The organism is Curtobacterium sp. MCBD17_003, assembly GCF_003234885.2.
GTDB lineage: Bacteria > Actinomycetota > Actinomycetes > Actinomycetales > Microbacteriaceae > Curtobacterium.
Genome location: NZ_CP126275.1, coordinates 1,663,854 through 1,675,204 on the forward strand (window position 1 = coordinate 1,663,854; position 11,351 = coordinate 1,675,204).

The window sequence follows — 11,351 nt, forward strand, 5'->3', positions numbered from 1 at the left end:
CCGCGAGCGGTCGTCGGTGCGTGACCATGGCGACCTCCCGTCCCGGATCCGGGCTCGCCGCCGGACCTCGTGTGCAGCGACGCTACGGTCGGCGTGTTTCGGCCGAGGGGTCGGCGTGTTTCCGCCCGGTTACGGCTGGCGGGGTGTCGGCCCACCCGCCGAGACATGCCGGAAACACGGCTGTGCGATCCTCCCGACATGCAGCCTCAGCGAACCGATCCGGGAGGCACGGTGCACGCGACCGCGCCGGTCGCCGTCCGCGGCCACCGCGTCTGGACGGACGGCACGTTCCGTCCGGCCACGGTCCTCGTGCGGGACGGCCTCGTCGACGCCGTGCTGCCCCTCGACGCACCGGTGGAGGTGCCGGTCGTCGAGCTCTCGGCCGGCCGGGTGCTGCTCCCGGGGCTCGTCGACACGCACGTGCACGTGAACGAGCCGGGCCGGACGGAGTGGGAGGGCTTCGCGTCGGCCACCCGTGCCGCGGCGCTCGGCGGTGTCACGACCATCGTCGACATGCCGCTCAACTCGGTGCCCCCGACCACCACCGTCGACGCACTCGCCGTCAAGCGGGAGCGGGCCGAGGGTCGGGTCGCGGTGGACGTCGGGTTCTGGGGCGGCGCCGTCCCCGAGAACCTCGGTGCGCTCCGGCCCGTGTGGGACGCCGGCGTGTACGGCTTTAAGAGCTTCCTGGCACCCTCCGGCGTCGACGAGTTCGGCCACCTCGACGCCGACCAGCTCCGGCGTGCACTGGCGGAGATCGCGGCGTTCGACGGCGTGCTCATCGTGCACGCCGAGGACCCCGCGCACCTCGCGGACGGCGGAGCCCTCGGCACGGGATACGGCGCGTTCCTGGCGTCGCGTCCACCGGCCGCCGAGGAGGACGCGATCGCCCGGGTGATCGACGGCGTCCGCGCGACCGGGGCACGGGCGCACGTCCTGCACCTGTCCGACGCCGGAGCGCTGCCGATGCTCCGCGCCGCCAAGGGCGAGGGGCTGCCGATCACGGTCGAGACCTGCCCCCACTACCTGACGATCGACGCGGAGTCCGTGCCGGACGGCGCGACCGAGTTCAAGTGCTGCCCGCCGATCCGCGAGGCGGGCAACCAGGACGCCCTGTGGGCGGGCCTGCTCGACGGCACGATCGACATGGTCGTCACCGACCACTCGCCGTCGACGGTCGACCTCAAGCGGGGGAGCGGCGGCGACTTCGGCCTCGCGTGGGGTGGCATCGCGGGCCTCCAGGTCGGGTTCCGCGCGACGTGGACCGAGGCGGCCCGGCGGGGTGTGCCGCTGGAGCGGATCGTGCCCGCGTTCACCACCGGGCCGGCCGCCCTCGTCGGCATGACCGACCGTGCGGCGATCGCGCCCGGCGCCGTCGCGCACCTCGTCGAGTTCGACCCCGACGCCGAGGACACCGTGCACGTCGAGGCGCTCGAGCACCGCAACCCGATCTCGGCCTACGACGGACGGACCCTCCGTGGCCGCGTCACGCGCACGTGGCTGCACGGCGCGCAGATCGCGACCGCCGACCAGGGCGTGACCGCGGTCGCAGGACGGCTGCTCCGCCGTGCCTGAGCCGCAGGGGAGACGCGCCGTGGAGCGGGCGGACGTGACGGAGTGGGGGACGGTCCTCCCGGACGGCGTCCTGCAACCCGGGACCGGACCGGTGCGGGGCGACCACCTCGTCGAAGCGCGACCGGGCGACGTGCTGTGGGGGCGCCTCCCGGCGCGTGACGACCGGCCGGTCACGACCGTGCAGCCCGGCGACACCGTGACGTTCGACACCGTGAGCCACGAGGGGATCCTCGCGGACCAGGGCGGCGATCCGGTGGCGTTCTTCGCCCGGCACGGCGTCCCGCGGGAGTTCGTGCTCGACGACGCCGTCGCGATCACCGAGGAGCTCCGTCGCGACCCGGTCGACGGGCCGCACGTGGTCTCGCGGCCGGTCGCCGTCGCGGGCGCGGAGCCCGGCGACCTCGTGTCGATGACGCTGCTCGAGGCGCTGCCCCGCGTGCCGTACGGGATCGTGTCGAACCGGCACGGCCGCGGGGCGCTCCCGGGCGAGATGCCGCGGGGCGAACTGCCCGTGAGCGTGTTCGCGGACGTGGTCGAGCGCGACGGCGAGCTGCGCGGCCGTCTGCCGGTCGCCGAGGACGGTCCGCGCCTCGTGACGTTCCCGCTCCGGCCGTTCCTCGGGATCGTCGGCGTGCAGGTGTCCGACGACCTCCGCCCGCACTCGGTGCCGCCCGGGCCGCACGGCGGCAACCTCGACATCGCGCTGCTGACCGCCGGGACGACACTGCACCTGCCCGTGCAGGTCCCGGGCGCCGGGGTCTACGTCGGCGACCCGCACTTCGCACAGGGGGACGGCGAGGTCGCGCTCACCGCCATGGAGGCCTCGCTCCGCGCCACGTTCCGGGTCGACGTCGTGCCGCGCGAGCGTGCGCTGCAGGAGTTCGGTGAGCTCGCCGGACCGCTCGGCGAGACCGCGGAGTACCTCGTGCCCACCGGCCTCGACGCCGACCTCGACGAGGCCGTCCGGCGATGCGTCCGCCAGGCGATCACGCTCGTCCGTGCCCGGTGGGGTGTCGACGAGCACATCGCGTACGCGTACCTCAGCGCCGCGACCGACTTCCGCGTGTCGCAGGTCGTCGACCTCGTGTGCGGGGTGCACGCGACGATCCGCGTGGCCGACTTCGCCGCGGTGCCCCGTCCGGCGGTGCCCCGTGACCGGTGAGGTCGGCGGGGTCGACCCGCGCGCGACGGTGACCGGACCGAGCTGGCCGGAGGGCCTGCACGCGGCGTTCGACCGCTACGAGGCGGCGCTGCTCGCCGACGACGTCGCGGTCCTCGACGCGCTCTTCGAGCCGGGGCCGGAGACCCTCCGCGCCGACGCGGCCGGGCTGCTCGTCGGACACGACAGGATCAGCGCCTTCCGCTCGTCGCGTGGCGGTGTGCCCGGGCGGAGCATCGGACGGACCGAGCTGCGACCGCTCACCGACGACGTCGTGCTGGTGGTGGCCGAGTCGCACGTCGACAGCGGCGGCCGGGGCATCCAGACGCAGCTCTGGCGCCGCACGGAGGGCTCCTGGCGCATCGCCGCCGCGCACGTGACCGGCCGGGCACCCGCGTTCGACCGGACGATCTGGCGCGTCGTCGGCGACCCCCTGGTGCCCGGCGCGTCGGTGCCGACGCCGGACCGAGGAGCGCGGGACCCAGCGCTCCCGCTCGCCGGTACCGCGCTCCCGCTCGCCGGCGTCCGGGTCGCGGTCAAGGACCTGTTCGCCGTCCGCGGGCAGGTCATCGGTGCGGGGAACCCGGTGTGGGAGCGCGAGGCCCCGCCGGCGACCACCCACGCTCCGGCCGTCCGTGCCCTCCTCGACGCGGGCGCCTCGATCACCGGCATCGCCCGGACCGACGAGTTCGCCTACAGCATCGCGGGCCGCAACGCGCACACGGGCACCCCGCCGAACGGCGCGGCGCCGGACCGCATGCCGGGCGGCTCGACCTCCGGTCCGGCGGCCGCCGTCGCGCTCGGCCAGGCGGATCTGGCGCTCGGCACCGACACGGCCGGGAGCGTCCGCGTCCCCGCCTCGTACCAGGGGCTCTGGGGGCTCCGGACGACGCACGGTCTGGTGGACCGGGAGGGACTGCTCCCGCTCGCGCAGTCGTTCGACACCATCGGGTGGCTGGCCCGGGACGCCGCGACCGTCCGCGCCGCCGCGGTCGCGTCCGGTGCATCCGGCCCCGCCGATGTGCCCCCGGACCGAGACGCCGCCGACCCGCCCCTCGACGCCGCCGACCTGGTCGTGTCCCGAGCGCTCCTCGACGCGGTCCAGCCCGCGACCGGCGCTGCCTTCCGGCGGTGGCTCGCGGCGGCCCGGCTCGAGCCCGACGAGGTCGCGCTGCCGCCGCTCGACGAGCTCGCCGAGACCCTCCGCGTCGTCCAGGCCGCCGAGGCGTGGCGGAACGACGGTGCCTGGGTGACCGCGCACCGCGACGCCCTCGGCGTGGACGTGCTCGCCCGCTTCGACGCTGCCGCCGCCGTGGACGCCGCGGCCGAGGCCACGGCCCGCCGCCGACTCGCCGAGCTCCGCACCGCGGTCCGGACCGCGCTCGACGGACGGGTCCTGTGCCTCCCGACCGTGCCCGGCCCCGCGCCGCTGCGCACGGCCGACGCGGCGGACGTCCAGGTGGTCCGTGCCGCGACGCTCCGCATGACAGCCGTCGCCGGGGTGGGCGGTCTGCCCGCGGTGTCCGCACCGTTCCTCATGGTCGACGGCGCGCCCGTGGGCGTCTGCCTCGTCGGCTCACCGGGACGCGACGTGGCGCTGATCGACCTCGCCGTGTCGCTCGGCACGCCGTGGCGCTGAGCGGCAACCGGGCGGCGGCACCTGTTACACGCCTGAAACGGTCGGCCCAGTAGCGTCGACCGTGGAACGGAAGGAACACAGATGCAGCCAGTCGACCCGCCCGCACGACTCCTCATGGGTCCCGGCCCGGTCAACGCGGACCCGCGCGTGCTCCGGGCGATGTCGACCCCGCTCGTCGGGCAGTACGACCCGTGGATGACCGCGACGATGACCGAGACGCAGGGCCTGTACCGCCAGGTGTTCGGCACCGACAACGACGCCACGGTGCTCGTCGACGGCACCTCGCGCGCCGGGATCGAGGCCGCGCTCGTGTCCCTGCTGGCGCCGGGTGACCGGGTGCTCGTGCCCGTGTTCGGGCGCTTCGGCCACCTGCTCGTCGAGATCGCCACCCGCGCGCAGGCCGAGGTGCACACGATCACGACCGACTGGGGCCAGGTGTTCCCGCCGTCCGTGATCGAGGAGGCGATCATCGCGACCCGGCCCACGGTCCTGGCGATCGTGCAGGGCGACACGTCGACGACGATGAACCAACCGCTCGACGAGCTCGGCGCGATCTGCGCCCGGCACGGCGTCCTGCTCTACACGGACGCCACGGCGAGCCTCGGCGGCAACGCGTTCGAGATGGACGCCTGGGGGATCGACGCGGTCACCGCGGGCCTGCAGAAGTGCCTGTCCGGTCCCTCGGGCAGTGCGCCCCTCAGCCTGTCCGACGCCGCCGTCGCGGTCGTGCGGTCACGGCACTCGGTCGAGGCCGGCATCCGCGAGCCGGGCGACGACGTGCAGGACGACCCGATCCGGTCGAACTACTTCGACCTCGGCATGGTCCTCGACTACTGGGGGCCGCGACGCCTCAACCACCACACCGAGGCCACGAGCATGCTCTACGCCGCGCGGGAATGCGCCCGTGTGCTGCTCGACGAGGGGCGCGATGCCTTCGCCGCCCGGCACGCCCTGGCCGGCGCCGCGATGCTCGAGGGGGTCCGCGCGCTCGGACTCAGGGTGTTCGGCGACGTCGCCCACAAGATGCACAACGTCGTCGCGGTCGAGATCCCCGAGGGCGTCGTCGGCGACCGGGTCCGCTCCGCCATGCTCGAGGACCACGGCATCGAGATCGGCACCTCGTTCGGGCCGTTGCACGGTCGTGTCTGGCGGATCGGCACGATGGGGGTGAACGCCCGGAAGGACGCCGTCGTGACGACCCTCGCCGCGCTCGAGCAGTGCCTCCGTCGTGCGGGCGTCGCGGTTCCGCAGGGGGGCGGCGTGGACGCCGCGCTCGACGTCTACGCGGGCGTGCGCGCGACGCCGACCGCGGACCGGGAGGCACGGTGACGGAGCCGACCCGCGCCTCCCGTCCGGCAGCGGCACGGGCCGCGACGATCGCCGACCGCTGCGACGAGCTCGCCGCCGTGACCTCGATGGAGGGCGGCATCCGCCGCGTGTACCTGTCCGCCGAGCACGCGCGGGCGAACACGATCGCGGCCGGGTGGATGGAGCAGGCGGGGCTGCGGACGTGGCAGGACGCCGCGGGCAACCTGCACGGACGGGTGGCGGCGCTCGGCGCCGACGGAGACCCCCGACCGGTGCTCCTCGTCGGCTCGCACCTCGACACCGTGGTGGACGCCGGCCGGTACGACGGCATCGTCGGCGTGCTCATGGGCATCGCGCTCGTCGAGCTGCTCGGTGACCGCGTCCACGACCTGCCGTTCGCGATCCAGGTCGTCGCGTTCTCCGACGAGGAGGGCACCCGCTTCGGCAAAGCACTCCTCGGTTCCTCCGCGGTCGCCGGCGTGTGGAACGACGCGTGGTGGGACCTCGCCGACGGAGACGGCACGACGCTGCGCGACGCGTTCACCGCGTTCGGGCTCGACCCCGCCCGGGTCGGGGAGGCCGCCGTCGACGCCGGATCGCTCGCCGGGTACCTCGAGGCCCACATCGAGCAGGGCCCGTTCCTCGACCGGTCCGGGCAGGCACTCGGTGTCGTCACGAGCATCGCCGCTGCGCGACGGTTCAGCGTCGAGGTCGTCGGGGAGGCCCGGCACGCGGGCGGGACACCGTACGAGATGCGCCACGACGCGCTGCTCGGCGCGGCCGAGGTGGCCCTCGCGGTCGAACGGACCTGCGTGGCCGAGCAGCACATCGGTACCGTCGGCACCATGACGGTCGAACCCGGCGCGGTGAACGTCATCCCCGGGCACGCGCGGCTCTCCGTCGACCTCCGGGGCGAGTTCGACGACGGGCGGGACCGTGTGTGGGACGCCCTGGTCGCGGAGTTCGACCGGATCGCGGACCGCCGCGGCCTGACGATCACGCCGACCGAGGTGCACGCCGCGCCCGCCGTGTTCTGCGCACCGCGGCTCATGGACGCCGTCCGGACGGGCATCCGGGCGACCGGCGAACCGACCCCACCGGAGCTGTTCTCGAAGGCGGGCCACGACGCGATGTCGCTCGGCCTCGTGACGGACGTCGCGATGCTGTTCCTCCGGAACCCGGACGGCATCAGCCACCACCCCGACGAGTTCGTGTCGGTGGCGGACATCGCCCTCGGGCTCGACGCGCTCGTCGCCGCGGTCGAGGCGCTGGCGGCGGCGGAGGTCGGCCCGTGACGGCGCCGGACCTCCGGAGTCGGATCGCCCGGGTCTGGGACGACCTCACCCCGGCCGAACGACGGGTGGCGGCCGTGGTCCGGGACGACCCCGAGCTCCTCGTCCTCCGCACCTCGGCGGAGACCGCGGCCGAGGCCGGCACGTCGAAGGCGACCGTCAGCCGGCTCGTCCGCGCGCTCGGCTACCGCGACGCCGCCGACGTCCGCGAGGCACTCATGGCAGCCCGCGGTGCCGGCCTGCCGTGGTCCGCCGAGGACGCCGCGCACGTCGACGCGCGCGAGGTCGAACGCCGGAACCTCGACGCCGCGTTCGCCTCCCTCGGCCGGGCGGACCGCGCGGGACTCGCGCGCCGCATCGTGCACGCCCGACGCGTCACCGTGGTCGGGGTCCGCAACGCCCATCCGATCGCGCTCCAACTGCGCGCCCAGCTCGCCCAGGTCCGCGCCGACGTGCGACTCGCTCCCTCCGCGGGCCAGAGCGTCGGCGAGGACGTCGCCGACGTCGGGGCCGAGGACCTCGTGGTGGTCGTGACCGTGCGTCGGCACGCCGCGGTGGTCGGCGCGCTCGTCGAGCAGTGCGTCGCGAACGGTGCCGACGTCGTCGTCATCGCCGACCCGACCGCCGCGGTGCTCGCAGCGTCCGCACGCACCCTCGTGCTGTGTCCGGTCGACTCGCCGTCCGCCTTCGACAGCCTCGCCGCGATGGCGGCGGTCGTCGCGGCCATCGCGAACGACGTGTACGACGCGAGCGGCCCGGCGGGACGCGACCGCGTCGCCGCCATCGCCAGCACCTACGCCGCGCTCGGCGAACTCGACGAGGGCGACCGTCGGCGCCCCACAGGACGACCGGGAGGCCCGCAGCGGCACCCGGGGGAGGACCGCCATGGACGTGCCTGAGTTCGACGCCCTCGACCCGGACGCCGCCGCGGCGCTCGTCCGGAGCTGGGCCGACGTCCCGCGCTGGGTGGACGCGGTCGTGGCCGCCCGTCCGTACGCGACCGCCGCCGCGCTCGCGCAGCGCGCCGGCGACCTCGCGGCCGGCTGGACCGACGACGAGGTCGACGCCGCGTTGGCCGACCACCCCCGCATCGGCGACCGGGCGACCGGCACCGGCGCGAGCGCCGCGGCGTCACGGACCGAGCAGGCTGCCTCCGCCGACGCGGACGCGACGACCGCGACCGCGATCCGCGACGGCAACGTCGCGTACGAGGCGCGGTTCGGCCGGGTGTTCCTCATCCGCGCCGCCGGCCGGACGGCCCCCGAGATCCTCGCCGAGCTCCGACGGCGACTCGACGACGACGACGACACCGAGCGGGCCGAGGTCGCGGAGCAGCTCCGCGCGATCGCCCTGCTCCGGCTCGAACGGAGCATCGGATGAGCCACCTCAGCACCCACGTCCTCGACACGACGCACGGGAGGCCCGCCGCGGGCATCGCCGTCACGCTCACCGACGCCGCGGGCTCCGTGGTCGCGGTCGGCACGACGGACGAGGACGGCCGGGTCGGGGACCTCGGCCCGGACCTCCTGCCGCCCGGCGGGTGGACGCTGACGTTCGCCACGGGGGAGCACTGGGCGCGACTCGGGCTCCCCGTATTCCACCCGCGCGTCGACGTCACCTTCGTCGTGCCCGAACCCCCAGCGGGCCACTACCACGTGCCCCTGCTCATCAGTCCGTTCGCCTACTCCACCTACCGAGGGAGCTGACCCCATGACCGACACATCCAGCGTGCACCTGGGCCCGAACCAGTACGGCAAGGCCGAGGTCCGCCTCGTCCGCGTGACGCGGGACACCGACCGGCACGAGATCGAGGACCTGACGATCACGACGCAGCTCCGCGGTGCCGCCCTCGCCGACTCGTACACGTCGGGCGACAACGCGAAGGTCCTGGCGACCGACACGCAGAAGAACACGGTCTACGCGTTCGCCCGCGAGCACGGCGTGCACAGCCCCGAGGAGTTCCTGCTCCGTCTCGGCCGACACTTCACGACGGCGTTCGACTGGTACGAGGGCGCGACGTTGACCGCGGACCAGCACGGGTGGGCGCGCATCCCGGTGGACGGCCGCGACCACGACCACGCCTTCGTCCGCGCCGGCAGCGGCACCCGCACCGCGGTCGTGCAGGTCGACGGCGACGACGTGCACGTCCTCGCGGGCGTGACCGACCTGACCGTGCTCAAGTCGACGGGGAGCGAGTTCCACGGGTTCCCCCGCGACCGCTACACCACCCTCGCCGAGACCGACGACCGGATCCTGGCGACCTCGGTGACGGCGCGCTGGCGGTACCTGCCCGAGGCGGTCGAGGCGGGCATCGACTGGAACGCCACCCACGCGGGCGTCCTCGAACGCATGCTCGCGACCTTCGCCGACCTGCACTCGTACGCGCTGCAGCAGACGTTGTTCGCGATGGGCCGCGCCGCGATCGAGGCGTTCCCCGAGATCGCCGAGGTCCGCTTCTCGATGCCGAACAAGCACCACTTCCTCGTCGACCTCGCGCCGTTCGGCCTCGACAACCCCAACGAGGTGTTCTACGCCGCCGACCGCCCGTACGGACTCATCTCCGGCTCGGTGGTCCGCGACGGCGTCGCCGAGGCCCCCGCCGCGTGGACGTCGGTGCCCGGGTTCGTGTGACCACCGACGCCACCGGGGAGCGTCCCGGCAGCACGGTCGTCGGCCTCGTGCTCGCCGCCGGCGCAGGCTCCCGCATGGGCCGACCGAAGGCACTCGTCCGGGGTGCCGACGGACGCCCCTGGGTCGAGCGCGCCGTCCGGACCCTGCTCGACGGTGGCTGCGGGACCGTCGTCGTGGTCCTCGGAGCGGCCGCCGATGTCGCACGGCCGCTCGTACCCGACCATCCGGCCGTCCGGGTCGTCGTCGCCGACGCCTGGGCGGAGGGGCTGGGGGCGTCGCTCCGCGCCGGACTGGTCGCGGTCGCCGACGGCGACCGCGCACCCGACGACCGCTCGTGTGACGACGACCGCTCGTGTGACGACGACGGTGCACGAGGCGCCGCCGACGCGGTCCTCGTGACCCTCGTGGACCTCCCTGAGCTCCCCGTCGCTGCCGTCCGACGCCTGCTCGAGGTGGACCCGCCCGGTCCCTCCGGACCGCACGGAGGCCGCCGTGCCCGCCTCCGGCAGGCGGTGTTCGGCGACCGACCGGGGCATCCCGTGCTCGTCGGGCGCGCACACTGGGCACCGCTCGCGGCGTCCCTGCACGGCGACCGCGGGGCCGGAGCCTACCTCCGCTCGCACGGGGTGGAGCGGGTCGAGTGCGGTGACCTCTGGGACGGTGCCGACCACGACCGGCCAGCCGGACCGACGCGCTGACCCGGTTCCTCGTATACACGACATCGCGATCTGACCGCTCCGCCGAACTCCTGACGGCGGCTCGAAACTGCTCCTCAGCAGGGGTTTCCCTCACGCCCCGGTACCGCGTCCAGCATCGCTTCACGAGCCGGTAACGCGCGTTCACACCCCGGAAACACGGTTCTGTATACCGTTTGGTCACCCACCCCCTGCACCCCGAGGAGCGCCCCGCGTGACCGACTCCCTGCGCCACCCCGACGCCGACCCGACCGGCTTCCGCCTGGTCGGCGTCCTGCACCTGCCGCCGCTCCCGGGTGCCGTGAACCACACGGGCGTCCCGGTCGCCGACATCGCGGTGCGCGCCGCCGAGGACGCCCGCGCCCTGCAGGACGCCGGCTTCACCCACGTCATGGTGCAGGACGCGAGCGACATGCCCCAGGCCGTGCGTGTCGACGCCCCCACGGTCGCGGCGCTGTCCGTCGTCGGCGCCGCGGTCGTCGGGGCCGTCGACGTCCCCGTCGGTGTCGTCGTCGGCCACAACGACGGCCCGAGCGCCGTCGCCATCGCCCACGCGATCGGCGCCACGTTCGTCCGCGTCAAGGTGCTCACCGGCGTCTCCGTCGGCCCCACCGGCTGGATCGAGGGCTGCGCGTACGAGGTCGCCGCGATGCGCCAGCGCCTCGGCAGCGACGTCGAGGTCTGGGCCGACGTGCACGAGGCGACGAGCCTGGCACTCGCGGGCAGCGCGGCGTGGGCCGCGCAGGAGGCCCGGGCCTTCGGTCGCGCCGACGTCCTCGTCGTCACCCGGGACAGCGGCGTCGGTGACGCGCTCGACGACATCGACGGCCTGCGCGCGACCGCCCTGGACGCGCCCTTCGTCGTCGGTGGCCGCGTCGGGCTCGACACCATCGCGAAGACCGTCGCCCGGGCGGACGGCGCGATCCTCGGCAGCGCGATCAAGCGGTCGAGCGCCCCGGACGCGCGCGTCGACCCCGCGGTCGCCGCCGCCTTCGGCCGCGCGCTCGTGCCCGCCGCCGCCTGACGCCCGGCGACACCGGCCCCGGCCCCCG

General features: G+C 75.0%; 11 protein-coding genes. All 11 read left to right on the forward strand.

All coding sequences use genetic code 11. The annotated features are described in order from the left end of the window. Positions 1-198 precede the first annotated feature (198 nt). The 11 genes from allB to DEI88_RS08000 all read left to right on the forward strand — a co-directional run bounded on the left by allB (position 199) and on the right by DEI88_RS08000 (position 11,323). Complete coding sequence (allB, locus tag DEI88_RS07950; protein WP_111072829.1) at positions 199-1,575, forward strand: allantoinase AllB; 1,377 nt, start codon at positions 199-201, stop codon at positions 1,573-1,575. A 34-nt stretch (positions 1,576-1,609) separates the two neighbouring features. After that, positions 1,610-2,737 carry an acetamidase/formamidase family protein gene (locus DEI88_RS07955; protein WP_111072828.1) on the forward strand — a complete coding sequence of 376 codons (1,128 nt, stop codon included), beginning with the start codon at positions 1,610-1,612 and terminating at the stop codon, positions 2,735-2,737. Further along, positions 2,727-4,373 carry an AtzH-like domain-containing protein gene (locus DEI88_RS07960; RefSeq protein WP_258375185.1) on the forward strand — a complete coding sequence of 549 codons (1,647 nt, stop codon included), beginning with the start codon at positions 2,727-2,729 and terminating at the stop codon, positions 4,371-4,373. Before DEI88_RS07955 ends, DEI88_RS07960 begins: the two co-directional genes overlap by 11 nt. Before the next feature lie 81 nt (positions 4,374-4,454). After that, positions 4,455-5,702, forward strand: coding sequence for a pyridoxal-phosphate-dependent aminotransferase family protein (locus DEI88_RS07965; protein WP_111072827.1), 1,248 nt, complete (start codon positions 4,455-4,457; stop codon positions 5,700-5,702). Continuing rightward, positions 5,699-6,976: an allantoate amidohydrolase gene (locus DEI88_RS07970; RefSeq protein WP_258375184.1), complete on the forward strand. Its 1,278-nt coding sequence runs from the start codon at positions 5,699-5,701 to the stop codon at positions 6,974-6,976. The genes DEI88_RS07965 and DEI88_RS07970 overlap by 4 nt, the downstream gene beginning before the upstream one ends. Continuing rightward, on the forward strand, positions 6,973-7,872 hold the full coding sequence (locus DEI88_RS07975; RefSeq protein ID WP_111072826.1) for a MurR/RpiR family transcriptional regulator: 900 nt from the start codon (positions 6,973-6,975) through the stop codon (positions 7,870-7,872). Before DEI88_RS07970 ends, DEI88_RS07975 begins: the two co-directional genes overlap by 4 nt. Next, the gene (gene uraD / locus DEI88_RS07980) at positions 7,859-8,353 is read left to right on the forward strand and encodes a 2-oxo-4-hydroxy-4-carboxy-5-ureidoimidazoline decarboxylase (protein ID WP_111072825.1); all 495 of its coding nucleotides are present in this window, start codon (positions 7,859-7,861) and stop codon (positions 8,351-8,353) included. Before DEI88_RS07975 ends, uraD begins: the two co-directional genes overlap by 14 nt. Then, the gene (uraH, locus tag DEI88_RS07985; RefSeq protein WP_111072824.1) at positions 8,350-8,679 is read left to right on the forward strand and encodes a hydroxyisourate hydrolase; all 330 of its coding nucleotides are present in this window, start codon (positions 8,350-8,352) and stop codon (positions 8,677-8,679) included. The genes uraD and uraH overlap by 4 nt, the downstream gene beginning before the upstream one ends. Before the next feature lie 4 nt (positions 8,680-8,683). Then, positions 8,684-9,604, forward strand: coding sequence for a factor-independent urate hydroxylase (gene pucL, locus DEI88_RS07990; RefSeq protein ID WP_111013363.1), 921 nt, complete (start codon positions 8,684-8,686; stop codon positions 9,602-9,604). Next, a complete protein-coding gene (locus tag DEI88_RS07995; protein WP_258375183.1) occupies positions 9,601-10,302 on the forward strand; it encodes a nucleotidyltransferase family protein in 702 nt (233 codons plus the stop codon). The genes pucL and DEI88_RS07995 overlap by 4 nt, the downstream gene beginning before the upstream one ends. 211 nt (positions 10,303-10,513) lie before the next feature. Then, positions 10,514-11,323, forward strand: a complete 810-nt coding sequence (locus DEI88_RS08000; RefSeq protein WP_181441304.1) for a BtpA/SgcQ family protein — start codon at positions 10,514-10,516, stop codon at positions 11,321-11,323. Positions 11,324-11,351 lie beyond the last annotated feature (28 nt).